This is a genomic window from Escherichia sp. S10b (assembly GCF_028421345.1).
Taxonomy (GTDB): Bacteria; Pseudomonadota; Gammaproteobacteria; order Enterobacterales; family Enterobacteriaceae; genus ECMA0423.
Map to the genome: position 1 here is coordinate 127,420 of NZ_JAHZSO010000164.1, position 22,854 is coordinate 150,273.

Sequence of the window (22,854 nt, forward strand, 5' to 3'; positions counted from 1 at the left end):
GGTTTTTATATGAAAAAATTAACCTGCTTTAAAGCCTATGATATTCGCGGGAAATTAGGCGAAGAACTGAATGAAGATATTGCGTGGCGCATTGGTCGCGCCTATGGCGAATTTCTCAAACCGAAAACCATTGTGTTAGGCGGTGATGTCCGCCTCACCAGCGAAACCTTAAAACTGGCGCTGGCGAAAGGTTTACAGGATGCGGGCGTCGATGTGCTGGATATTGGCATGTCCGGCACCGAAGAGATCTATTTCGCCACGTTCCATCTCGGCGTGGATGGCGGCATCGAAGTTACCGCCAGCCATAACCCGATGGATTACAACGGCATGAAACTCGTGCGCGAAGGGGCTCGCCCGATCAGCGGTGATACCGGACTGCGCGATGTCCAGCGCCTGGCAGAAGCCAACGACTTTCCTCCCGTCGATGAAACCAAACGCGGTCGCTATCAGCAAATCAATCTGCGTGACGCTTACGTTGATCACCTGTTCGGTTATATCAACGTCAAAAACCTCACGCCGCTCAAGCTGGTGATTAACTCCGGGAACGGCGCAGCGGGTCCGGTGGTGGACGCCATTGAAGCCCGATTTAAAGCCCTCGGCGCACCAGTGGAATTCATCAAAGTGCACAATACGCCGGACGGCAATTTCCCCAACGGTATTCCTAACCCGCTGCTGCCGGAATGCCGTGACGACACCCGTAATGCGGTCATCAAACACGGCGCGGATATGGGCATTGCCTTTGATGGCGATTTTGACCGCTGTTTCCTGTTTGACGAAAAAGGGCAGTTTATCGAGGGCTACTACATTGTCGGCCTGCTGGCAGAAGCATTCCTCGAAAAAAATCCCGGCGCGAAGATCATCCACGATCCGCGTCTCTCCTGGAATACCGTTGATGTGGTGACTGCTGCTGGCGGCACTCCGGTGATGTCGAAAACCGGACACGCCTTTATTAAAGAACGTATGCGCAAGGAAGACGCCATCTACGGTGGCGAAATGAGCGCCCACCATTACTTCCGTGATTTCGCTTACTGCGACAGCGGCATGATCCCGTGGCTGCTGGTAGCCGAACTGGTGTGTCTGAAAGGAAAAACGCTGGGCGAACTGGTGCGCGACCGGATGGCGGCGTTTCCGGCAAGCGGTGAGATCAACAGCAAACTGGCGCACCCCGTTGAGGCGATTAACCGCGTCGAACAGCACTTTACCCGTGAGGCGCTGGCGGTGGATCGCACCGATGGCATCAGCATGACCTTTGCCGATTGGCGCTTTAACCTGCGCACCTCCAACACCGAACCGGTGGTGCGGTTGAATGTGGAATCTCACGGTGATGTGCCGCTGATGGAAGAAAAGACAAAACTTATCCTTGAGTTACTGAACAAGTAATTCAGTAATTTCATATAAATAAGTTTTAAATGACGGAAAAGGTGAGACATTCAGTGTGGTATAGCAAAGGTAATGCTATTCACCATCTCTATGAGTGAGTTAACATCTATACCACATTTAAGCCGCACACTCGGCGGTGACCACCCCCTGACAGGAGTAAACAATGTCAAAGCAACAGATCGGCGTAGTCGGTATGGCAGTGATGGGACGCAACCTTGCGCTCAACATCGAAAGCCGTGGTTATACCGTCTCTATTTTCAACCGTTCCCGTGAAAAGACGGAAGAAGTGATTGCCGAAAATCCAGGCAAGAAGCTGGTTCCTTACTATACGGTGAAAGAGTTTGTTGAATCTCTGGAAACGCCTCGTCGCATCCTGTTAATGGTGAAAGCAGGTGCAGGCACGGATGCTGCTATTGATTCCCTCAAACCATATCTCGATAAAGGTGACATCATCATTGATGGTGGTAACACCTTCTTCCAGGACACTATTTGTCGTAATCGTGAGCTTTCAGCAGAGGGCTTTAACTTCATCGGTACCGGTGTTTCCGGCGGTGAAGAGGGGGCGCTGAAAGGGCCGTCCATCATGCCTGGTGGCCAGAAAGAAGCCTATGAACTGGTTGCGCCGATCCTGAGCAAAATCGCCGCCGTTGCTGAAGATGGCGAACCGTGCGTTACCTATATCGGTGCTGATGGCGCAGGCCATTATGTGAAGATGGTTCACAACGGTATTGAATACGGTGATATGCAGCTGATTGCTGAAGCCTATTCTCTGCTTAAAGGTGGCCTGAATCTTTCCAACGAAGAACTGGCGCAGACCTTTACCGAGTGGAATAACGGTGAACTGAGCAGCTACCTGATCGACATCACCAAAGATATCTTCAACAAAAAAGATGAAGACGGTAACTATCTGGTTGATGTGATTCTGGATGAAGCAGCAAACAAAGGTACGGGCAAATGGACCAGCCAGAGCGCGCTGGATCTCGGCGAACCGCTGTCGCTGATTACCGAGTCTGTGTTTGCACGTTATATCTCGTCTCTGAAAGATCAGCGTGTTGCCGCGTCTAAAGTTCTCTCTGGTCCGCAAGCGCAGCCAGCAGGCGACAAGGCTGAGTTTATCGAGAAAGTTCGTCGTGCGCTGTATCTGGGCAAAATCGTTTCTTATGCTCAGGGCTTCTCTCAGCTGCGTGCGGCGTCTGAAGAGTACAACTGGGATCTGAACTACGGCGAAATCGCGAAGATTTTCCGTGCTGGCTGCATTATCCGTGCGCAGTTCCTGCAGAAAATCACCGATGCTTATGCCGAAAATCCGCAGATCGCTAACCTGCTGCTGGCTCCGTACTTCAAGCAAATTGCCGATGACTACCAGCAGGCGCTGCGTGATGTCGTTGCTTATGCAGTACAGAACGGTATCCCGGTTCCTACCTTCGCCGCTGCGGTTGCTTATTATGATAGCTACCGTGCCGCTGTTTTGCCTGCGAACCTGATCCAGGCACAGCGTGACTATTTCGGTGCGCATACTTATAAGCGCATTGATAAAGAAGGTGTGTTCCATACTGAATGGCTGGATTAATCTGATTTAACCAACAATAAAATTGAGGCCCGGCGTATATTGCACCGGGCTTTTTTTTGCCAAATATCTTATAGACTAAATTTCACTGCTTAATATTAACTTAATAAATATCAGCTATTCTTATAAAGAAAATCTGAATTGTTTTTCGTTGCGTTGACCATCTGACAACGTAGCGTTAAAACTTTTAGCTCTTATCAGGATGCTAAAAACATCATGATTCACAGTTAAGTTAATTCTGAGAGCATGAAATGAAAATCACCATTTCCGGTACTGGCTATGTAGGCTTATCAAACGGGCTTCTAATCGCACAAAATCATGAGGTTGTGGCATTAGATATTTTACCGTCACGCGTTGCTATGCTGAATGATCGGATATCTCCTATTGTCGATAAGGAAATTCAGCAGTTTTTGCAATCAGATAAAATACACTTTAATGCCACATTAGATAAAAATGAAGCCTACCGGGATGCTGATTATGTCATCATCGCCACTCCAACCGACTATGATCCTAAAACTAATTATTTCAATACATCCAGTGTAGAATCAATAATTAAAGACGTAGTTGAAATAAATCCTTATGCGGTTATGGTCATCAAATCAACGGTTCCCGTTGGTTTTACCGCAGCGATGCATAAGAAATATCGTACTGAAAATATTATTTTTTCTCCGGAATTTCTCCGTGAAGGTAAAGCCCTTTACGATAATCTCCATCCTTCACGTATTGTCATCGGTGAGCGTTCAGAACGCGCAGAACGTTTTGCTGCGTTGTTACAGGAAGGAGCGATTAAGCAAAATATCCCGACCCTGTTTACCGACTCCACTGAAGCAGAAGCTATTAAACTTTTTGCAAACACCTACCTGGCGATGCGCGTGGCCTACTTTAATGAACTGGATAGCTATGCAGAAAGTTTAGGTCTGAATACTCGCCAGATTATCGAAGGCGTTTGTCTCGACCCACGCATTGGCAACCATTACAACAATCCGTCGTTTGGTTATGGTGGTTATTGTCTGCCGAAAGATACCAAGCAGTTACTGGCGAACTACCAGTCTGTGCCGAATAACCTGATCTCGGCAATTGTCGATGCAAACCGCACGCGTAAAGACTTTATTGCCGATGCCATTTTGTCACGCAAACCGCAAGTGGTGGGTATTTATCGTCTGATTATGAAGAGCGGTTCAGATAACTTCCGCGCGTCTTCCATTCAGGGGATTATGAAGCGTATCAAGGCGAAAGGCGTTGAAGTGATCATATACGAGCCAGTGATGAAAGAAGACTCATTCTTCAACTCTCGCCTGGAACGAGATCTCGCCACCTTCAAACAACAAGCCGACGTCATTATTTCCAACCGTATGGCAGAAGAGCTTAAGGATGTGGCAGACAAAGTCTACACCCGCGATCTCTTTGGCAGTGACTAACATCCTGTTATCAGGGCGATTTTCGCCCTGATTCTCTTATGTTCCCTTTGTAATAATTCATTATTTTTATCATTTATCCTATAGCATTCATGGCGATTATCGCTAAACTATGGCGACTTAAAATTATTTCGTCCGTTAGGGTAATGATGAGAGTAGAAAATAATAATGTTTCTGGGCAAAACCATGACCCGGAACAGATTGATTTGATTGATTTACTGGTGCAGTTGTGGCGCGGCAAGATGACAATTATCATCTCTGTCATTGTTGCTATTGCCCTGGCTATAGGGTATCTGGCCGTTGCCAAAGAAAAGTGGACTTCCACAGCCATCGTTACTCAACCTGATGTGGGGCAAATCGCTGGTTATACCAACGCGATGAATGTGATCTACGGATCGGCTGTACCGAAAGTCTCCGACATTCAGGCTTCGCTTATCGGACGTTACAGCACTGCATTCTCAGCATTAGCTGAAACGCTGGATAACCAGGAAGAAGCAGAGAAGCTGACCATTGAGCCTACCGTTAAAAACCAGTCGTTACCATTGGCGGTGTCTTATGTTGGTGAAACACCTGAAGGTGCGCAGAAGCAGCTGGCGAAGTATATCCAGCAAGTTGACGACCAGGTAAACGAAGAACTGGAAAAAGACCTGAAAGACAACATCGCGCTGCGTATGAAAAACTTGCAGGATTCTTTGAAGACTCAGGAAGTAGTTGCGCAGGAGCAGAAAGATCTGCGCATCCGTCAGATTCAGGAAGCGTTGCAGTATGCGAATCAGGCGCAGGTGACAAAACCACAGGTTCAGCAGACTGAAGATGTGACGCAAGATACGTTGTTCCTTTTGGGGAGCGAAGCGCTGGAGTCGATGATTAAGCATGAGGCGACCCGTCCGTTGGTGTTCTCATCAAACTACTATCAGACACGTCAAAACCTGCTGGATATCGAAAGCTTAAAGGTTGATGATCTTGATATTCATGCTTACCGCTATGTAATGAAACCGACGTTACCTATTCGTCGCGATAGCCCGAAAAAGGCAATCACCTTGATTCTGGCGGTGCTGCTGGGCGGCATGGTTGGCGCGGGGATTGTCTTGGGGCGTAACGCTCTGCGTAATTACAACGCGAAGTAATCTTTTCGGTTTTAAAGAAAAAGGGCAGGGTGGTGACACCCTGCCCGTTTTTTTTGCCGGATGCGACAACAACATTGCATCCGCTTACCCCGCAACTCACTGATGCCGTTTACGCAGGTTCTCAATTACCGTCGTTAAATCCAGATCCTGATCCTGCAACAGCACTAGCAAGTGATACATCAAGTCAGATGCTTCGTTGGTCAGTTCAAAGCGGTCATGCACCGTTGCTGCCAGTGCGGTTTCCACGCCTTCTTCGCCCACTTTCTGCGCAATGCGCTTGGTGCCGCTGGCATACAGTTTGGCGGTGTAGGAGGTTTCCGGGTCGGCAGATTTACGTTCGGCGAGCAGTTGTTCCAGTTGATACAGGAACAGCCACTGGTGAGCGGTGTCGCCGAAGCAGCTGCTGGTGCCTTTGTGGCAGGTCGGGCCGATGGGATTCGCCAGCAACAGTAACGTGTCGTTGTCGCAGTCCGGCGTAATATTTACTACGTTGAGGAAATTGCCCGACGTTTCGCCTTTGGTCCACAGTCGCTGTTTAGTGCGCGAGAAGAAGGTGACTTTGCCGCTTTCGATGGTTTTGTCCAGGGCTTGCGGGTTCATATAGCCCAGCATTAACACTTCACCGGATACCGCGTGTTGCACAATCACCGGCATAAGTCCGTCGGTTTTTTCCCAGTCCAGTTCGCGACGTTGTTGTTCTGTTAACATATCCTGATCTCCACGCCCTGTGTTGCCAGGTACGCTTTTAATTCACCAATATTGATTATTTGTTTGTGGAATACGGAAGCTGCCAGCGCGCCGTCAACGTCGGCATCGCGGAAGGCTTCGAGGAAGTGTTCCATGGTGCCCGCGCCACCGGAGGCAATCAGCGGGACGTGGCAAACTTCACGCACTTTTTTCAGCTGCTCGAGGTCGTAACCGTTACGCACGCCGTCCTGATTCATCATGTTGAGGACGATTTCTCCGGCCCCACGTTTTTGCACTTCCTGTACCCAGTCGAGTGTTTCCCACTGAGTGACGCGGGTGCGGCTTTCATCGCCGGTATATTGATTCACATGATATTTACCGGTTTCAGCGTCGTACCAGGTATCAATACCGACCACAATACACTGCACGCCAAAACGATCCGCTAGGCGAGTAATTAACGTCGGATCCGCCAGCGCAGGGGAGTTAATGGAGATTTTATCCGCGCCAAAGGAAAGAATTTTCGCTGCATCTTCCAGAGACTTAATCCCACCCGCCACACAGAACGGAATGTCGATCACTTCCGCCACGCGCGATACCCAGCTTTTATCTACCACACGGCCATCGCTGGAAGCGGTGATATCGTAGAACACCAGTTCGTCTGCACCTTCTTCAGCGTAGCGTTTTGCCAGCGGCACGATATCGCCAATGATTTCATGGTTGCGAAACTGTACGCCTTTCACCACCTGACCATCACGAACGTCGAGACATGGAATTATGCGTTTTGCCAGCATGCGATGGCCTCCTTCACGGTGAATTTACCTTCCAGTAATGCGCGACCGACAATTACGCCGCGCACGCCAGTTCCACGCAGGGCAGCAACATCGTTAGTGTCGCCAATGCCGCCGGAGGACTGAAATGCCACCTGCGGGTATCTGGCGCACACTTCTTCATATAAAGAGACGTTAGAGCCTGCCAGCGTGCCGTCGCGCGAGATATCGGTACACAGCACATGTTTCAGGCCGACGGGCAAATAGGTTTCCACCAGTTGTTCCAGTGAAACGCCCGAGTTCTCTTGCCAGCCGCTGACTGCCACCTGCTTGTTGCCTTGCTCGTCAATACGGACATCCAGCGCCAGCACTAAGGCATCGGCACCAAAACGTTCAAACCAGCCTTTCACCATTTCTGGTGATTTCACCGCGGTGGAGCCGACCACCACGCGCGCAACGCCCGCTTCCAGTAACGCCGCCACGTCTTCTTCGCTACGCACGCCGCCGCCAACCTGCACCGGAACGTTAACGCCCGCCACCAGGGTTTTAATCAGCGGGATTTGACGTTTATCCGGATCTTTTGCCCCGGTCAGATCCACCAGATGCAACACTTCGGCACCTTGCGCAGCGTAATCCTGTAAGCGTGGCAGCGGGTCGTTACCGTAATCGCGTTGTTTGCCGTAATCGCCCTGATGGAGACGCACCACGGTGCCGTCGATTAAATCTAATGCCGGAATAATCATCACATCTCCAGGAAGTTTTTCAGCAACTTAGCGCCAGCGGCACCAGAACGCTCCGGGTGGAACTGCACGCCGTAGAAGTTATCTTTTTGTACCGCCGCGGTGAACGGTTCGCCGTAATTACACTGGGCGATGGTCCACGGATTGACTGGCATTGCGTAGCTGTGAACAAAGTAAAAGTACGCGCCGTCTTCAATCCCCTGAAACAGGCGGTTGCCTGCCTGCGGGTAAACGCGGTTCCAGCCCATATGCGGCAGGGGCAGACCAAAGTCGGTCATTTTCGGCACGTCTTCGTCGATGATGCCCAGCAAATCGACGCCGTTGCTCTCTTCGCTGCGCCGCCCCAGCAGTTGCATCCCTAAGCAGATGCCCAGCACCGGTTGGGTACAGGCTTTGATGAGATCAAACAGCTCGCGCTCACGCACCTGATCCATCGCTGCTTGCGCGGTGCCAACGCCGGGTAAAAACAGTTTATCGGCCAGCAACACGACGTCCGGGTCACGGCTGACTTTGGGTTCATAACCGTGACGCGCAATGGCAGACTTCACCGAGTTCAAATTGGCGCAGCCAGTATCAAGGATCACCACGTTCATTACAGCACTCCTTTCGACGAGGGCAGGGTGTCGCCTTCCACGTGGATGGCCTGGCGCAGGGTGCGACCAAAGGCTTTGAACAGGCTCTCTACACGGTGGTGATCGTTTTTACCTTTAGTTTTCAGGTGTAGCGTCACGCCCATGGTGTAAGAGAGCGAACGGAAGAAGTGCTCGATCATTTCGGTGCTGAGATCGCCCACGCGCTGGTAGGTAAACTCGGCTTTATATTCCAGGTGCGGGCGACCAGAGATATCCAGCGCGCAGCGGGCAAGGCATTCGTCCATCGGTAGCACAAAACCAAAGCGGCAAATACCGCGTTTGTCTCCGAGGGCGATTTTTAGCGCTTCGCCCAGCGCCAGGCCGGTATCTTCGACGGTGTGGTGATCGTCGATATAGAGGTCGCCTTTGACGTTGATTTCCATGCGGAAACCGCCGTGGGTGGCGATCTGATCCAGCATGTGATCAAAGAAGCCAACACCGGTGTTAATCTTGCTGCCACCTTCGCGATCCAGCCACACCTGGACGTCAATTTGCGTCTCTTTGGTGTTGCGCACTACATGGGCGTAACGGTCTCGTTTAGTGAGTTGCTCGCCAATCATCGGCCAGTTCAGGATTTCGCGGTCGTAGCGTAAACCATTAATGCCCATGTTTTCCGCCAGTTGAATGTCGGTCGCGCGATCGCCAATCACATAACTGTTGGCACGGTCCATCGCTTGCTCAGCCAGATAACGCTCCACCAGTTTTACTTTCGGCTTACGGCAGTCGCACTCATCGGCGGGCAGGTGAGGGCAAATCAGCACTTCATCAAACTGCACGCCCTGTGAGGTGAAGATCTGCATCATCAGGTTGTGCGGGCCATCGAAATCCGCCTGCGGGAAACTTTGTGTTCCCAGACCATCCTGATTAGTGATCATCACCAGCTTGTAGCCCGCTTTTTGCAGCTTCAGCAGCTGTGGGATCACGCCCGGTTCAAAGGCGAGTTTGTCAAAACGGTCCACCTGAAAATCACTCGGCGGTTCGCTAATCAGGGTTCCATCGCGATCGATAAAAAGATACTTCTGACTCATCAAACTTGCTCCGCACGTAAGGCGTCAATGACGCGCTGGCTTTCTTCACGGGTTCCGACGGTAATTCGCAGGCAGCCGCTTAAAGAGGGTTGTTTATTCTGATCACGTAAGATAATGCCCTGATCCCACAAAGATTTAAACACTGCGCTGGAGGCTTTAAAGCGCGCCAGAATGTAGTTGGTTTCGGAGTCGAAAACCTGCTCCACGCAGGGGATCTCTTTCAGTGCGGCAATCAGGTATTCGCGTTCTGCAATAATTTGCGCCACCCGCTCACGCATGGCGACGATCCCCTGAGGGCTTAACGCCTGGGCCGCAATGTCGGCAACCGGCGTCGAGAGCGGGTAGGGGGCGATCACTTTCATTAACAGGTTGATGACCTCTTCGTTTGCCAGCGTAAATCCGCAACGAAGCCCCGCCAGAGCAAAAGCTTTCGACAGTGTGCGCAAAATAGCCAGGTGCGGATATTCCGCCAGCCAGCCAGCCAGCGATGCCTGTGGACAAAACTCTATATAGGCTTCATCGGCAACCACAATCGCCTTACCGCGCGTTAACTCCAGCAGGGTGCGAAAATCCTGCGGGTTGATCAGTTGCCCGGTCGGGTTGTTGGGGCTGCAAACATAGACCACTTTTACGCCGTCCAGCTTGTCGGAAATGCCCTGTAAGTCCAGTTGCCAGTTGTCCAGCGTCGGCACTGTGCGGCACTCGACGCCAATCGTTTCGGCGCTGACGCTGTACATGCCGTACGTTGGCGGGCAGTAGAGGATGGCGTCTTTACCCGGTTCGCAAAAAGCGCGAATCAGCAGTTCAATACCTTCGTCCGCGCCACGGCTGACCAGCACCTGCTCCGGTTTTACGCCTGCATATTGCGCGTAATTTTCAATCACCGCTTTCGGCTGGCATTCCGGGTAGCGGTTGAGCGTTTGCTGAGTAAGCTGAAACTCCACGGCAGTGGGGTATTCATTGGCGTTCAGCCAGACGTCGCCGTTACCGCCCAGACGACGCGCCGACTGATACGGCGTCAGGTTGCGGACGTTTTCACGCGCTAAATCGGTGATAGTCACGGTGCTCATGCTTACTCCTTAAGGGCGTTAACACGCAAAGTAACGGCATTTTTATGGGCGGTCAGGCGCTCGGCGGCGGCCAGTGTTTCAATGGTCGAAGCCAGCGCGGAAAAGCCTTCTTTCGAGAGTTCCTGCACGGTCATGCGCTTCTGGAAATCTGCCAGCCCGAGGCTGGAACAGGTGGCGGTGTAACCGTAAGTCGGTAGAACATGGTTAGTGCCGGAGGCGTAGTCGCCTGCCGATTCCGGTGACCAGTCACCAAGAAATACCGAACCGGCGCTGGTGATGCCATCGACCAGTTCGCGGGCGTTGCGGGTCTGAATGATCAGGTGCTCCGGGCCGTACTGGTTGGAAATCTCTACGCACTGCGCTAAATCTTTAGTCACGATCAGGCGGCTGGCGCTCAGTGCCTGGCGGGCGGTTTCGGCACGCGGCAGTTCTGCCAGTTGGCGTTCGACGGCCTCGGCAACTTGATGCGCTATATCAGTATCGGGCGTCAGTAAAATCACCTGTGAGTCCGGGCCGTGTTCAGCCTGAGAAAGCAAATCAGAAGCCACGAAATCCGGCGTAGCGCCGCTGTCAGCAATCACCAGCACTTCCGACGGGCCTGCGGGCATATCGATCGCCGCACCGTCCAGACGCTGGCTCACCTGACGTTTCGCTTCGGTGACAAAGGCGTTGCCAGGCCCGAAGATTTTGTCCACTTTCGGCACAGATTCTGTACCAAACGCCAGCGCGGCAATGGCCTGTGCGCCGCCGACGTTAAACACGTCCTGCACACCGCACAGCTGCGCCGCGTAAAGGATCTCATCGGCAATCGGCGGCGGTGAGCACAGCACCACTTTTTTACAGCCCGCAATACGCGCCGGAGTTGCCAGCATTAATACCGTTGAGAAGAGCGGGGCGGAGCCGCCAGGAATATACAAACCAACTGAAGCTACCGGGCGCGTGACTTGCTGGCAACGCACGCCTGGCTGCGTTTCAACATCTACCGGCGGCAGTTTTTGCGCAGTGTGGAAGGTTTCAATATTCTTTACTGCCACCGCCATCGCCTGTTTTAGCTCGTCGCTCAGGCGTCCGCTGGCGGCGGCAATTTCCTCAGCAGACACCTTCAGTGCGGTAACCGTGGTTTTATCAAACTTCGCGCTGTATTCCCGCAGGGCCTCATCGCCGCGTGCTTTCACGTTATCGAGAATATCGTTAACAGTGCGGGTAATGCTTTCAGAAGCGGAGATCGCCGGGCGCATTAACAGCTGGCGTTGTTGCTCCGCAGTACAGCTATTCCAGTCAATGATTGTGTTAAAGCTCATGGCGATCACTCCATCATCTTCTCAATCGGCAGGACCAGGATTGAACTGGCACCCAGCGCTTTCAGTTTTTCCATCGTTTCCCAGAACAGGGTTTCGCTACTGACCATGTGCATCGCTACGCGTTGTTGGTCACCCGCCAGCGGCAGAATGGTTGGGCGTTCGGCACCTGGCAGCAGGGCGATGACTTCATCCAGACGTTCGGTCGGTGCGTGCATCATGATGTATTTTGATTCGCGCGCCTGGATCACACCCTGAATACGGGTCAGCAGTTTGTCGATCAGTTGCTGTTTGGATTCTTCCATTTCGCCATCGCGTTGAATCAGGCAGGCTTTCGAGCGATAGATAACTTCGACTTCGCGCAGGCCGTTAGCTTCCAGCGTGGCACCGGTGGAAACCAGATCGCAAATCGCATCCGCCAGTCCGGCACGCGGGGCGACTTCAACAGAACCGTTCAGTAAGCAGGATTTAAAAGAGATGCCTTTCTGGTCGAGATAACGCTTGAGCAGGTGAGGATAAGAGGTGGCGATACGTTTACCGTTTAAGGAGAGCGGACCGTCCCAGGCTTCATCAACCGGCGTTGCCAGCGAAAGACGACAGCCGCCGAAATCCAGACGACGCAGGGTAAAGTAGCGTGGATCTTCACCCTGGGCGCGGCGGTTAAGCAGCTCTTCTTCCAGCACGTTTTCGCCGATAATCCCAAGGTCTACCACGCCATCCATTACCAGACCGGGAATGTCGTCGTCACGCACGCGCAGAATATCAATCGGCATGTTTTCTGCCATCGCGATCAGGCGCTGGGTGTGAAGATTAATTTTAATGCCACAGCGCGCCAGCAATTCGCGTGAGTCATCACTTAAACGGCCGGATTTCTGCATAGCTATGCGTAAACGAGTGTTGTCTGTCATTTTGTTATTCCTCTTTAAACCTGTCTGAACCGTTATCAACCGCGCAATAAAAAAGCCCCCGGAAGGTGATCTTCCGGGGGCTTTCTCATGCGTTCATGCACCACTGGAAGATCTGAATGTCTTCCAGCACACATCGCCTGAAAGACTAGTCAGGATGATGGTGATGATGGTGGTGTTTAAATTGAACGCGTGTCATAAAAGTCTCTGTGAATGTTTATTCAACTGATGTCTTTTAACCTAAACCACTTTCACGTTAGAAAGCAAGGGCTTTTTTATATATTTTATGGCAATGGATTTGTTTAATGAATGAGCGGGGAAAGGAGGGGGCTAAGAGGACTGTCCTCTAAGCTGACGGCACCAAAAATAGCGAAGCCTGGATTTTCGTCTCACTGACAATACCTTGATCTACAAACTAATTAATAAATAGTTAATTAACGCTCATCATTGTACAATGAACTGTACAAAAGAGGAGATTGACATGCGTACAATTAGCTACAGCGAAGCGCGTCAGAATTTGTCGGCAACAATGATGAAAGCCGTTGAAGATCATGCCCCGATCCTTATTACTCGTCAGAATGGAGAGGCTTGTGTTCTGATGTCACTCGAAGAATACAACTCGCTGGAAGAGACGGCTTATCTACTGCGCTCCCCCGCTAACGCCCGGAGATTGATGGACTCAATCGATAGCCTGAAATCAGGCAAAGGAACGGAAAAGGACATCATTGAGTGAAACTAATCTGGTCTGAGGAATCATGGGACGATTATCTGTACTGGCAGGAAACAGATAAGCGAATTGTTAAAAAGATCAATGAACTTATCAAAGATACCCGCAGAACGCCATTTGAAGGTAAGGGGAAGCCAGAACCCCTGAAACATAATTTGTCAGGTTTCTGGTCCCGACGCATTACAGAGGAGCACCGTCTGGTATACGCGGTTACCGACGATTCACTGCTCATTGCAGCATGTCGTTATCATTATTGAACAGATTCATTCATAGAATGAATTGTCAGTTTTGATACGCTAGCGTAGCCTTATAGATCTAAGGTGTATCAGGAGATAACGGATGAAAAAGGTCGCAATTGTCGGGTTAGGGTGGTTAGGCATGCCGCTGGCGATGTCACTTTCAGCGCGAGGCTGGCAAGTCACCGGGAGTAAAACCACACAAGATGGTGTCGAAGCGGCCCGAATGAGTGGCATTGATAGCTATCTGCTTCGCATGGAGCCTGAGCTAGTTTGCGATTCTGACGATCTGGATTCCCTGATGGATGCCGATGCGCTGGTCATTACGCTTCCGGCACGTCGTAGCGGCCCCGGCGATGAGTTCTATTTACAAGCGGTACAAGAGTTAGTGGATAGCGCGCTGGCCCATCGTATTCCCCGCATTATTTTTACCAGCTCAACATCTGTCTATGGCGACGCGCAAGGCACGGTGAAAGAAACCACCCCGCGTAATCCAGTAACCAACAGTGGACGAGTATTAGAAGAACTCGAAGACTGGCTGCACAATTTACCCGGTACTTCGGTCGATATTCTGCGTCTTGCGGGCCTGGTCGGACCGGGACGTCATCCCGGACGCTTCTTTGCCGGAAAAACCGCGCCTGATGGTGAACATGGTGTTAATTTAGTCCATTTAGAAGATGTTATTGGCGCTATCACTCTGTTGTTACAGGCACCTAAAGGCGGACACATCTATAATATATGTGCGCCAGCTCACCCTGCGCGTAATGTTTTCTATCCGCAGATGGCCCGTTTACTGGGGCTGGAACCTCCGCAGTTCAGAAATAGTCTGGACAGCGGCAAAGGTAAGATTATTGATGGCAGTCGGATTTGTAATGAACTGGGATTTGAATACCAGTATCCCGATCCGCTGGTAATGCCGCTGGAGTAAACGATCACGCCAGCAGGACGCCGCATGCACTGCAAGGGGGCGTGTATGAAACCACTGCTGGATGTGTTGATGATCCTCGATGCCTTAGAAAAAGAAGGCAGTTTTGCGGCGGCGTCGGCCAAACTCTACAAGACGCCGTCCGCTCTGAGTTACACCGTTCACAAGCTGGAAAGCGACCTTAATATTCAATTGCTTGATCGTAGCGGACACCGCGCTAAATTCACCCGCACCGGAAAAATGTTATTAGAGAAAGGGCGGGAAGTTCTGCATACCGTGCGGGAACTGGAAAAGCAGGCGATCAAACTGCATGAAGGCTGGGAAAACGAGCTGGTGATTGGCGTGGACGACACGTTTCCTTTTTCTCTGCTTGCGCCACTCATTGAAGCTTTTTATCAACATCATAGCGTGACGCGCCTGAAGTTTATCAATGGCGTACTCGGTGGTTCATGGGATGCCCTGACTCAGGGGCGAGCGGATATTATTGTTGGCGCGATGCATGAGCCACCATCTTCCAGTGAGTTTGGTTTTTCACGGTTGGGCGATCTGGAACAAGTCTTTGCGGTCGCGCCTCATCATCCGTTAGCCCTGGAAGAAGAGCCGTTAAATCGTCGTATTATTAAGCGATATCGGGCGATTGTGGTGGGGGATACTGCGCAGGCAGGCGCTTCTACGGCATCACAACTTCTCGACGAACAAGAAGCCATTACCGTTTTCGATTTTAAAACCAAACTGGAGCTGCAAATTAGCGGCCTCGGCTGCGGCTATTTACCCCGTTATCTGGCGCAACGTTTTCTCGATAGTGGCGCGTTAATCGAGAAGAAAGTGGTCGCCCAAACTCTCTTTGAACCCGTCTGGATTGGCTGGAACGAACAGACCGCAGGACTTGCCAGTGGCTGGTGGCGGGATGAAATTTTAGCAAATAGTGCGATCGCCGGTGTTTATGCAAAATCTGATGACGGAAAATCAGCCATTTAAAGAAAAATTATTCTGACAAGCCTCTCATTCTCTTGTCATTTCCCCCCCATTTAGGCACAATGCGCCGCTGTCAAAAAATGACTAAAAACCGACGTTTCATCAGCGTCGGTTATTTTTTGCTTCAAACCAATCATTCATACCAAGAGGCCGGGCTTCGTACCGGATAGATATTTACTAAAAATCGACAGTTGTTGTCGCTGAGGAATCCAAAAAAATGGGGCAATTTTTTGCTTACGCGACGGTTATCACCGTAAAGGAGAATGACCATGTCGCATAACGTTACTCCAAACACCTCTCGCGTGGAATTGCGTAAAACGCTTACGTTAGTTCCGGTTGTAATGATGGGTCTTGCCTATATGCAGCCGATGACGCTGTTTGATACTTTTGGTATCGTTTCAGGCCTCACGGATGGTCATGTGCCGACAGCCTATGCGTTCGCATTGATTGCGATCCTGTTTACGGCTCTGAGCTACGGGAAGCTGGTTCGCCGCTATCCTTCTGCTGGCTCTGCATACACTTACGCCCAGAAATCCATTAGCCCGACTGTCGGCTTTATGGTGGGTTGGTCTTCTCTGCTCGACTATCTGTTCGCGCCGATGATCAACATTCTACTGGCGAAAATCTATTTTGAAGCTCTGGTGCCTTCCATCCCATCGTGGATGTTTGTGGTGGCGCTGGTGGCCTTTATGACCGCCTTTAACCTGCGTAGTCTGAAATCCGTAGCGAACTTCAACACTGTAATCGTCGTGTTGCAGGTAGTGCTGATCGCGGTGATTCTGGGCATGGTTGTTTATGGCGTATTTGAAGGTGAAGGCGCTGGTACGCTGGCGAGCACTCGTCCATTCTGGTCTGGCGATGCGCATGTTATCCCGATGATTACCGGGGCGACAATCCTGTGCTTCTCCTTTACCGGCTTTGACGGCATCAGCAACCTGTCGGAAGAAACCAAAGATGCAGAGCGCGTGATCCCGCGTGCGATTTTCCTGACCGCGCTGATCGGCGGCATGATCTTCATCTTTGCAACTTACTTCCTGCAGCTGTACTTCCCGGATATCTCTCGCTTTAAAGATCCGGATGCGTCACAGCCTGAAATCATGCTGTACGTTGCGGGTAAAGCGTTCCAGGTTGGCGCGCTGATCTTCTCCACCATTACCGTACTGGCGTCCGGTATGGCGGCGCATGCAGGCGTAGCGCGTCTGATGTACGTAATGGGTCGTGACGGCGTATTCCCGAAAAGCTTCTTCGGTTATGTACACCCGAAATGGCGTACTCCGGCGATGAACATCATCCTGGTTGGCGCGATTGCCCTGCTGGCAATCAACTTCGACCTGGTAATGGCAACGGCGCTGATTAACTTTGGTGCGCTGGTGGCGTTCACTTTCGTTAACCTGTCGGTCATCTCGCAGTTCTGGATCCGTGAGAAGCGTAACAAGACGCTGAAAGATCACTTCCAGTATCTGTTCCTGCCGATGTGTGGTGCGCTGACCGTTGGTGCGCTGTGGGTTAACCTGGAAGAAAGCTCAATGGTTCTGGGTCTGATCTGGGCTGCTATCGGTCTGATTTACCTGGCTTGCGTCACCAAGAGCTTCCGTAATCCGGTTCCGCAGTACGAAGACGTAGCATAATCATCTTTTCTAATAATAAACCGGAGTCGAATGAACATTTGGCTCCGGTTTTTTTATTCTTTTGTATCGAACTCCTCATTAATAACCATTTGTTCTAATTTAGAGAATTTGGTTATTGGTCTGCATTCCACCAGTCATGAATAATTTCCTCATTAACATTCATCTGGTTAATTAATTTATGTTTTCAATGATATTAAGCGGGCTAATTTGTGGTGCTCTGCTGGGATTTGTCATGCAGCGTGGGCGTTTTTGCCTGACAGGTGGTTTTCGCGATATGTATATCGTGAAAAATAATCGCATGTTTTACGCCTTGCTGATTGCAATTTCGGTACAAAGCGTGGGGGTTTTTGCGTTAATTCAGGCGGGCCTACTGACTTACGAAGCCGGGGCGTTCCCGTGGCTTGGTACTGTTATAGGTGGGTATATCTTCGGGCTGGGAATTGTTCTGGCGGGTGGATGTGCCACCGGGACCTGGTATCGCGCGGGTGAGGGATTGATCGGCAGTTGGATCGCGCTTTTCACTTATATGGTGATGAGTGCGGTGATGCGTTCTCCACATGCCAGTGGTTTAAATCAAACCTTGCAGCACTACAGTACTGAACATAACTCTATTGCTGAGACTTTTAATTTGTCTGTGTGGCCGTTGGTTGCCGTTTTGCTGGTGATAACGCTCTGGGTGGTGATGAAAGAGTTGAAGAAGCCAAAACTCAAAGTCGCGACCTTACCGCCGCGCCGAACCGGGATCGCTCATATTCTGTTTGAAAAACGCTGGCATCCCTTTGTCACAGCTGTACTCATCGGTTTGATTGCGCTTTTAGCCTGGCCCCTGAGTGAAGCAACCGGACGCATGTTTGGGTTAGGAATCACTTCCCCAACGGCCAATATTCTGCAATTTCTGGTCGCGGGTGACATGAAATACATTAACTGGGGCGTTTTCCTGGTGTTAGGGATCTTCGTGGGGTCATTTATTGCAGCCAAAGCGAGCCGTGAGTTCCGCGTTCGCGCAGCTGATGCACAAACAACATTACGTAGCGGGTTAGGTGGTGTACTGATGGGCTTCGGTGCCAGTATTGCAGGTGGTTGCTCTATCGGTAATGGACTGGTTATGACTGCAATGATGACCTGGCAGGGCTGGATTGGCCTTGTATTTATGATTCTCGGAGTCTGGACTGCGTCCTGGCTTGTGTATGTTCGACCGCAGCGTAAGGCGCGACTGGCAACTGCTGCGGCAAATTAAGTAAGGTGTAAAGATGGTGATTAAAAAGCTGGATGTGGTGACGCAGGTCTGTCCGTTTCCACTCATAGAAGCAAAAGCAGCTCTGGCAGAAATGGTCAGCGGCGATGAGTTAGTGATTGAGTTTGATTGCACCCAGGCAACTGAAGCAATCCCACAGTGGGCGGCAGAAGAAGGACATGCCATCACCGATTATCAGCAGATTGGCGATGCAGCGTGGAGCATCACCGTTCAAAAAGCCTGACTCAACATTGTCCTCCGCCGTACCAGCGGCGGAGGCTTCAAATTAGACAATCTCTTCCGCGTACTGCCAAAGTGCTTTTAACAGCGCCACTTTCTCTTTGTCATCGGCATATTGTTGTACCAGCATCTGCAATTCATCAGCATAACCCTGCAAAAACTCTGGCGTGAAGACCTGGCGACGGTGCTCCAGCCAGCGTTGCTGCTCGGCATAATCCAGCGTCCCCGGGAAGTTGCGTGCCCGATAATTGAACAACAGCTTTTCAATCCGTTTATCAACAAAAGTGATATCCAGTGCCGGTAAATTACGCGGCTCGGTTTCCAGCACAATTTTCATTGCTGCACGATCTGCGTCACTGAAAAAGCCGTTATAAAGCTGTGCATCCACGTTATCTGAAGGCGTAAACGGTTCGGCTTCCGCGAATATCGCCACCACTTTTTCGCGCACTTGCGGATTTTCACGCAGAATTTTCAGGTTATCGAGGCAATGCTGACGATTAATTCCCAGTCGGTCGGCATCTTCCGGGCGTAGCGTATTCGCCTGGGCCAGCACCGGACATTTATTGATATGCACCAGCTTAACCGGAACGGCGGCGTTATCGCCAAGATCGGTTTTTGCGGTATATAAACGCTCGCGCAATGTGTCGCTATCCAGTTCCAGTAATGGCGAAATGTCTCCTGCCAAATCCACCATAATTACGGCATTGCGATTTTCAGGATGCCACGCCAGCGGTGCCACCCAGCTGGTATTGCCGCGCCATGCTCCAAACATTCCGGAAACGTGCACCAGGGGTTTCATCTGCGGAACATCAATCAACGCCATCAGTTTGTGTTTATTACGATGGGTAAAGAGATAATCAAACAGGCGTGGCTGACGCGTTTTTACCAGCTTTGCCATCGCAATAGTGGCGTACACATCAGCCATCGCATCGTGGGCGTTGCTATGTTCAATACCATTCGCTTTGGTTAAATGCTCAAGGCGAAAGCTCGGTAGACCGTCATCATTTTCAGGCCAGTTTATTCCTTCCGGGCGCAGGGCATAACAGGCACGCATAACATCCAGTAAATCCCAGCGCGAGTTATCATGCTGCCAGCTCCAGGCGTAAGGATCGTAGAAATTACGATAAAAAATGTTGCGTGTGACTTCGTCGTCGAAACGCACATTGTTGTAGCCCAGAATACAGGTCTTCGGTACGGTAAAAAGCGAGTGAATACGGGCGGCAAACGCGGCTTCGTTTTCTCCTTTCGCCCGTGCTTCCTGCGGGGTAATACCGGTAATTAATACGGCTCCTGGCTGGGGTAAATAGTCATCAGCGGGCTTGCAGTAAAAGACTTCGGGTTCGCCGATGACATTGAATTCGCTATCGGTGCGAATGGCTGCGAACTGTGCAGGGCGATCTAACGCGGGGTGCGTGCCAAAGGTTTCGTAATCGTGAAACAAAAAGGTAGATTGTTGCTTACCGTCATTCATCATTAGGTTAAATCCGTTATTTCTGCTGTCTGCCAGAGTATCAAATATCACCGTGCTAATCAGCTTTAGCGCCACAATTTGGCAGCGAGTGGCAACAGATCATGTCAGATAAAAATGAGAGGGTAGTCACATTTTCTTGCACTTTATTCCAGCCAGTTCATAAGTATTTCCGTAAAAAGAACAGCTATTTGAAACTCCTGAGGGTTTGCTGTTGAAACGCCGTCTTATTATTGCTGCTTCTTTGTTCGTTTTTAACTTATCGTCTGGTTTTGCGGCGGAAAACATTCCTTTTTCACCTCAGCCTCCAGAGATTCATGCCGGGTCCTGGGTATTGATGGATTACACCACCGGTCAGATCCTCACCGCGGGTAATGAGCATCAACAGCGCAATCCCGCCAGCCTGACAAAGCTGATGACGGGTTATGTCGTGGATCGCGCTATCGATAGTCATCGCATTACGCCAGACGATATTGTCACCGTGGGGCGCGATGCGTGGGCGAAAGATAATCCGGTGTTTGTCGGTTCTTCACTGATGTTTTTGAAAGAGGGCGATCGCGTATCGGTACGTGATTTAAGCCGTGGTTTAATTGTGGATTCCGGAAATGACGCTTGTGTTGCTCTGGCTGACTATATTGCCGGTGGGCAACGGCAGTTTGTTGAAATGATGAACAACTATGCCGAGAAGCTGCATCTCAAGGATACGCATTTTGAAACAGTGCATGGTCTGGATGCACCTGGCCAGCATAGCTCGGCTTATGATTTAGCTGTGCTTTCTCGTGCTATCATCCACGGCGAGCCCGAGTTTTATCATATGTACAGTGAGAAAAGTCTCACCTGGAACGGTATCACCCAGCAAAACCGTAACGGGTTGTTGTGGGATAAAACCATGAATGTTGACGGCCTGAAAACGGGTCATACTTCTGGTGCCGGGTTTAATCTCATTGCTTCGGCTGTAGATGGGCAGCGTCGTCTCATTGCAGTGGTAATGGGGGCTGACAGTGCAAAAGGTCGTGAGGAAGAGGCAAGAAAATTACTGCGTTGGGGGCAACAAAACTTTACTACGGTGCAAATTTTGCACCGTGGGAAAAAGGTCGGAACGGAACGCATCTGGTATGGCGATAAAGAAAATATCGACTTGGGAACGGAACAAGAGTTCTGGATGGTGCTACCGAAAGCCGAAATTCCACATATCAAAGCCAAATATACCCTTGATGGTAAAGAACTCACCGCGCCAATTAGCGCCCATCAGCGGGTAGGGGAAATTGAACTTTACGACCGTGATAAACAGGTGGCGCACTGGCCGCTGGTTACCCTGGAATCTGTCGGGGAAGGCAGCATGTTTTCTCGCCTGAGTGATTATTTCCACCATAAGGCCTGACCTTTCTTTTGCAGCAGACTGGCAGGAGTGCGAGTCTGCTCGCATAATCAACACTCATTCCTTGTGGTTTTAATTTTGCAACTATACTGTATATAAAAACAGTATCAATGGAGGCGTCATGAACTACGAGATTAAGCAGGAAGAGAAACGTACCGTTGCAGGTTTCCATCTCGTTGGCCCGTGGGAACAGACGGTAAAGAAAGGCTTTGAGCAGTTGATGATGTGGGTAGATAGCAAAAATATTGTGCCGAAGGAGTGGGTTGCTGTCTATTACGACAATCCAGATGAAACACCCGCCGAAAAATTACGCTGCGACACCGTCGTGACGGTGCCGGGTTACTTTACGCTTCCCGAAAACAGTGAGGGCGTCATTCTGACAGAAATTACAGGTGGTCAGTATGCGGTGGCGGTAGCTCGTGTAGTCGGTGATGATTTTGCTAAACCCTGGTATCAGTTCTTTAATAGCCTCTTGCAGGACAGTGCTTATGAAATGTTACCAAAGCCCTGCTTCGAGGTTTATTTGAACAATGGCGCGGAAGATGGGTACTGGGATATCGAAATGTATGTTGCGGTGCAGCCAAAACATCACTAATTCATCTCAGGGCGGTGTGTTAACGCGATGACCACTCTTTTTTTTGAAAGCGAAAAGAGTAAGATGCGCCTTTCAATTTTTTCGCTCCTGCCGGGAAATTACACTGTTCCCGGTTTGTCCGTCGGATAATTCAGAGGCGCGCCTTCTGGCCGACAGATGAGTTATGAGCGCTTTTAATCTCATTACGGAGTTTCTGCGTGCGTGCCGATAAGTCATTAAGCCCGTTTGAAATCCGGGTATACCGCCATTACCGCATTGTGCATGGTACTCGGGTCGCGCTGGCATTCCTGCTCACTTTTCTCATTATCCGCCTGTTTACTATCCCGGAAAGCACCTGGCCGCTGGTCACCATGGTGGTGATTATGGGGCCAATCTCGTTCTGGGGTAACGTTGTCCCTCGCGCCTTTGAGCGTATTGGCGGTACGGTGTTGGGTTCGATTTTAGGTCTTATCGCTCTGCAACTGGAGTTAATCTCGTTACCGCTGATGTTAGTCTGGTGCGCGGCGGCCATGTTCCTTTGCGGTTGGCTGGCGCTGGGCAAGAAACCGTATCAAGGTTTATTGATTGGGGTGACGCTGGCAATTGTTGTGGGTTCCCCGACAGGTGAAATTGATACGGCGTTATGGCGAAGCGGCGATGTGATCCTCGGCTCTTTACTGGCAATGTTGTTTACCGGTATCTGGCCACAACGGGCGTTCATCCACTGGCGCATTCAACTGGCGAAAAGTCTGACCGAGTATAATCGGGTCTTGTATTATCCCTCCAGTGCAGAGAAAATCGGCCAGTTTTCTCTGCCTGCAGTCCGCATGCCGTATCGGGCCTTGGGTTCTAA

The 22,854-nt window shown here is 50.7% G+C and carries 25 protein-coding genes and 1 other annotated feature; of the genes, 15 read left to right on the forward strand and 10 right to left on the reverse strand.

All coding sequences use genetic code 11. From position 1 onward, the window contains the following. The first annotated feature begins 9 nt into the window (after nt 1-9). The 4 genes from cpsG (at nt 10) to wzzB (ending at nt 5,489) form a co-directional block, all read left to right on the forward strand. On the forward strand, nt 10-1,380 hold the full coding sequence (gene cpsG, locus FTE26_RS13975) for a colanic acid biosynthesis phosphomannomutase CpsG (protein ID WP_001538009.1): 1,371 nt from the start codon (nt 10-12) through the stop codon (nt 1,378-1,380). A gap of 163 nt (nt 1,381-1,543) precedes the next feature. Beyond that, complete coding sequence (gene gndA, locus FTE26_RS13980) at nt 1,544-2,950, forward strand: NADP-dependent phosphogluconate dehydrogenase (RefSeq protein ID WP_001538008.1); 1,407 nt, start codon at nt 1,544-1,546, stop codon at nt 2,948-2,950. Between the two features lie 248 nt (nt 2,951-3,198). Next, the gene (ugd, locus tag FTE26_RS13985; RefSeq protein WP_000704854.1) at nt 3,199-4,365 is read left to right on the forward strand and encodes a UDP-glucose 6-dehydrogenase; all 1,167 of its coding nucleotides are present in this window, start codon (nt 3,199-3,201) and stop codon (nt 4,363-4,365) included. Nucleotides 4,366-4,511: 146 nt separating this feature from the next. Next, nucleotides 4,512-5,489: an LPS O-antigen chain length determinant protein WzzB gene (gene wzzB / locus FTE26_RS13990; protein WP_001380542.1), complete on the forward strand. Its 978-nt coding sequence runs from the start codon at nt 4,512-4,514 to the stop codon at nt 5,487-5,489. Nucleotides 5,490-5,585: 96 nt separating this feature from the next. Here wzzB and hisIE read toward each other — a convergent pair whose 3' ends face one another. From hisIE to hisL, 9 genes are all read right to left on the reverse strand, one after another. Next, entirely contained in the window at nt 5,586-6,197 is a 612-nt protein-coding gene (hisIE, locus tag FTE26_RS13995; RefSeq protein ID WP_000954919.1) for a bifunctional phosphoribosyl-AMP cyclohydrolase/phosphoribosyl-ATP diphosphatase HisIE, read from the reverse strand. Then, nucleotides 6,191-6,967 (reverse strand): imidazole glycerol phosphate synthase subunit HisF, encoded by a 777-nt coding sequence (gene hisF / locus FTE26_RS14000; RefSeq protein WP_000880182.1) that lies wholly within the window; start codon nt 6,965-6,967, stop codon nt 6,191-6,193. Before hisF ends, hisIE begins: the two co-directional genes overlap by 7 nt. Further along, on the reverse strand, nt 6,949-7,686 hold the full coding sequence (gene hisA / locus FTE26_RS14005; protein WP_000586474.1) for a 1-(5-phosphoribosyl)-5-[(5-phosphoribosylamino)methylideneamino]imidazole-4-carboxamide isomerase: 738 nt from the start codon (nt 7,684-7,686) through the stop codon (nt 6,949-6,951). Before hisA ends, hisF begins: the two co-directional genes overlap by 19 nt. After that, entirely contained in the window at nt 7,686-8,276 is a 591-nt protein-coding gene (gene hisH, locus FTE26_RS14010; RefSeq protein ID WP_001103560.1) for an imidazole glycerol phosphate synthase subunit HisH, read from the reverse strand. The genes hisA and hisH overlap by 1 nt, the downstream gene beginning before the upstream one ends. Further along, complete coding sequence (gene hisB / locus FTE26_RS14015; RefSeq protein ID WP_000080135.1) at nt 8,276-9,343, reverse strand: bifunctional histidinol-phosphatase/imidazoleglycerol-phosphate dehydratase HisB; 1,068 nt, start codon at nt 9,341-9,343, stop codon at nt 8,276-8,278. Before hisB ends, hisH begins: the two co-directional genes overlap by 1 nt. Then, nucleotides 9,343-10,413 (reverse strand): histidinol-phosphate transaminase, encoded by a 1,071-nt coding sequence (hisC, locus tag FTE26_RS14020; protein WP_000108941.1) that lies wholly within the window; start codon nt 10,411-10,413, stop codon nt 9,343-9,345. Before hisC ends, hisB begins: the two co-directional genes overlap by 1 nt. 2 nt (nt 10,414-10,415) lie before the next feature. After that, nucleotides 10,416-11,714: a histidinol dehydrogenase gene (gene hisD / locus FTE26_RS14025; protein WP_000009595.1), complete on the reverse strand. Its 1,299-nt coding sequence runs from the start codon at nt 11,712-11,714 to the stop codon at nt 10,416-10,418. 5 nt (nt 11,715-11,719) lie between these two features. Continuing rightward, nucleotides 11,720-12,619: an ATP phosphoribosyltransferase gene (hisG, locus tag FTE26_RS14030; RefSeq protein ID WP_000131782.1), complete on the reverse strand. Its 900-nt coding sequence runs from the start codon at nt 12,617-12,619 to the stop codon at nt 11,720-11,722. 46 nt (nt 12,620-12,665) lie between these two features. Continuing rightward, nucleotides 12,666-12,789, reverse strand: a sequence feature (His leader region). Beyond that, the gene (gene hisL, locus FTE26_RS14035; protein ID WP_001364200.1) at nt 12,765-12,815 is read right to left on the reverse strand and encodes a his operon leader peptide; all 51 of its coding nucleotides are present in this window, start codon (nt 12,813-12,815) and stop codon (nt 12,765-12,767) included. Its footprint overlaps the feature before it by 25 nt. 282 nt (nt 12,816-13,097) lie before the next feature. On the opposite strand from hisL, the gene yefM reads away from it, so the two are divergent. The 8 genes from yefM to tsuB all read left to right on the forward strand — a co-directional run bounded on the left by yefM (nt 13,098) and on the right by tsuB (nt 18,585). Then, nucleotides 13,098-13,349, forward strand: coding sequence for a YoeB-YefM toxin-antitoxin system antitoxin YefM (gene yefM / locus FTE26_RS14040; protein WP_001259255.1), 252 nt, complete (start codon nt 13,098-13,100; stop codon nt 13,347-13,349). Further along, nucleotides 13,346-13,600 carry a type II toxin-antitoxin system mRNA interferase toxin YoeB gene (gene yoeB, locus FTE26_RS14045; RefSeq protein WP_000767829.1) on the forward strand — a complete coding sequence of 85 codons (255 nt, stop codon included), beginning with the start codon at nt 13,346-13,348 and terminating at the stop codon, nt 13,598-13,600. Before yefM ends, yoeB begins: the two co-directional genes overlap by 4 nt. An 82-nt stretch (nt 13,601-13,682) precedes the next feature. Continuing rightward, nucleotides 13,683-14,507 carry an SDR family oxidoreductase gene (locus FTE26_RS14050; protein ID WP_001538007.1) on the forward strand — a complete coding sequence of 275 codons (825 nt, stop codon included), beginning with the start codon at nt 13,683-13,685 and terminating at the stop codon, nt 14,505-14,507. 45 nt (nt 14,508-14,552) lie between these two features. Then, a complete protein-coding gene (locus tag FTE26_RS14055) occupies nt 14,553-15,482 on the forward strand; it encodes a LysR substrate-binding domain-containing protein (RefSeq protein WP_000803351.1) in 930 nt (309 codons plus the stop codon). Between the two features lie 214 nt (nt 15,483-15,696). Then, on the forward strand, nt 15,697-15,759 hold the full coding sequence (gene yoeI / locus FTE26_RS14060) for a membrane protein YoeI (RefSeq protein WP_010723108.1): 63 nt from the start codon (nt 15,697-15,699) through the stop codon (nt 15,757-15,759). Continuing rightward, on the forward strand, nt 15,749-17,107 hold the full coding sequence (plaP, locus tag FTE26_RS14065; protein ID WP_000019197.1) for a putrescine/proton symporter PlaP: 1,359 nt from the start codon (nt 15,749-15,751) through the stop codon (nt 17,105-17,107). The genes yoeI and plaP overlap by 11 nt, the downstream gene beginning before the upstream one ends. Nucleotides 17,108-17,285: 178 nt before the next feature. Next, nucleotides 17,286-18,344 carry a thiosulfate utilization transporter TsuA/YeeE gene (gene tsuA, locus FTE26_RS14070; RefSeq protein ID WP_000492339.1) on the forward strand — a complete coding sequence of 353 codons (1,059 nt, stop codon included), beginning with the start codon at nt 17,286-17,288 and terminating at the stop codon, nt 18,342-18,344. 13 nt (nt 18,345-18,357) lie between these two features. Next, the gene (tsuB, locus tag FTE26_RS14075) at nt 18,358-18,585 is read left to right on the forward strand and encodes a thiosulfate utilization sulfurtransferase TsuB/YeeD (protein WP_000234896.1); all 228 of its coding nucleotides are present in this window, start codon (nt 18,358-18,360) and stop codon (nt 18,583-18,585) included. A 42-nt stretch (nt 18,586-18,627) separates the two neighbouring features. On the opposite strand, the gene sbcB is transcribed toward tsuB, so the two are convergent. Continuing rightward, a complete protein-coding gene (sbcB, locus tag FTE26_RS14080) occupies nt 18,628-20,055 on the reverse strand; it encodes an exodeoxyribonuclease I (RefSeq protein WP_000980589.1) in 1,428 nt (475 codons plus the stop codon). Nucleotides 20,056-20,263: 208 nt separating this feature from the next. On the opposite strand from sbcB, the gene dacD reads away from it, so the two are divergent. The 3 genes from dacD to FTE26_RS14095 all read left to right on the forward strand — a co-directional run. Continuing rightward, complete coding sequence (gene dacD, locus FTE26_RS14085; protein ID WP_000830156.1) at nt 20,264-21,430, forward strand: serine-type D-Ala-D-Ala carboxypeptidase DacD; 1,167 nt, start codon at nt 20,264-20,266, stop codon at nt 21,428-21,430. 118 nt (nt 21,431-21,548) lie between these two features. Further along, a complete protein-coding gene (gene sbmC / locus FTE26_RS14090; protein ID WP_001105415.1) occupies nt 21,549-22,022 on the forward strand; it encodes a DNA gyrase inhibitor SbmC in 474 nt (157 codons plus the stop codon). Between the two features lie 197 nt (nt 22,023-22,219). Continuing rightward, nucleotides 22,220-22,854: FUSC family protein (locus FTE26_RS14095; RefSeq protein ID WP_236930647.1), on the forward strand; the 635-nt coding region annotated here is incomplete at its 3' end.

What these genes read in the sequence shown, in the direction of transcription:
- cpsG (WP_001538009.1), top strand. Translation starts at nt 10, where the DNA reads ATGAAAAAATTAACCTGCTTTAAAGCCTATGATATTCGCGGGAAATTA.
- gndA (WP_001538008.1), top strand. Translation starts at nt 1,544, where the DNA reads ATGTCAAAGCAACAGATCGGCGTAGTCGGTATGGCAGTGATGGGACGC.
- ugd (WP_000704854.1), top strand. Translation starts at nt 3,199, where the DNA reads ATGAAAATCACCATTTCCGGTACTGGCTATGTAGGCTTATCAAACGGG.
- wzzB (WP_001380542.1), top strand. Translation starts at nt 4,512, where the DNA reads ATGAGAGTAGAAAATAATAATGTTTCTGGGCAAAACCATGACCCGGAA.
- hisIE (WP_000954919.1), bottom strand. Translation starts at nt 6,197, where the DNA reads ATGTTAACAGAACAACAACGTCGCGAACTGGACTGGGAAAAAACCGAC.
- hisF (WP_000880182.1), bottom strand. Translation starts at nt 6,967, where the DNA reads ATGCTGGCAAAACGCATAATTCCATGTCTCGACGTTCGTGATGGTCAG.
- hisA (WP_000586474.1), bottom strand. Translation starts at nt 7,686, where the DNA reads ATGATTATTCCGGCATTAGATTTAATCGACGGCACCGTGGTGCGTCTC.
- hisH (WP_001103560.1), bottom strand. Translation starts at nt 8,276, where the DNA reads ATGAACGTGGTGATCCTTGATACTGGCTGCGCCAATTTGAACTCGGTG.
- hisB (WP_000080135.1), bottom strand. Translation starts at nt 9,343, where the DNA reads ATGAGTCAGAAGTATCTTTTTATCGATCGCGATGGAACCCTGATTAGC.
- hisC (WP_000108941.1), bottom strand. Translation starts at nt 10,413, where the DNA reads ATGAGCACCGTGACTATCACCGATTTAGCGCGTGAAAACGTCCGCAAC.
- hisD (WP_000009595.1), bottom strand. Translation starts at nt 11,714, where the DNA reads ATGAGCTTTAACACAATCATTGACTGGAATAGCTGTACTGCGGAGCAA.
- hisG (WP_000131782.1), bottom strand. Translation starts at nt 12,619, where the DNA reads ATGACAGACAACACTCGTTTACGCATAGCTATGCAGAAATCCGGCCGT.
- yefM (WP_001259255.1), top strand. Translation starts at nt 13,098, where the DNA reads ATGCGTACAATTAGCTACAGCGAAGCGCGTCAGAATTTGTCGGCAACA.
- FTE26_RS14050 (WP_001538007.1), top strand. Translation starts at nt 13,683, where the DNA reads ATGAAAAAGGTCGCAATTGTCGGGTTAGGGTGGTTAGGCATGCCGCTG.
- FTE26_RS14055 (WP_000803351.1), top strand. Translation starts at nt 14,553, where the DNA reads ATGAAACCACTGCTGGATGTGTTGATGATCCTCGATGCCTTAGAAAAA.
- plaP (WP_000019197.1), top strand. Translation starts at nt 15,749, where the DNA reads ATGTCGCATAACGTTACTCCAAACACCTCTCGCGTGGAATTGCGTAAA.
- tsuA (WP_000492339.1), top strand. Translation starts at nt 17,286, where the DNA reads ATGTTTTCAATGATATTAAGCGGGCTAATTTGTGGTGCTCTGCTGGGA.
- tsuB (WP_000234896.1), top strand. Translation starts at nt 18,358, where the DNA reads ATGGTGATTAAAAAGCTGGATGTGGTGACGCAGGTCTGTCCGTTTCCA.
- sbcB (WP_000980589.1), bottom strand. Translation starts at nt 20,055, where the DNA reads ATGATGAATGACGGTAAGCAACAATCTACCTTTTTGTTTCACGATTAC.
- sbmC (WP_001105415.1), top strand. Translation starts at nt 21,549, where the DNA reads ATGAACTACGAGATTAAGCAGGAAGAGAAACGTACCGTTGCAGGTTTC.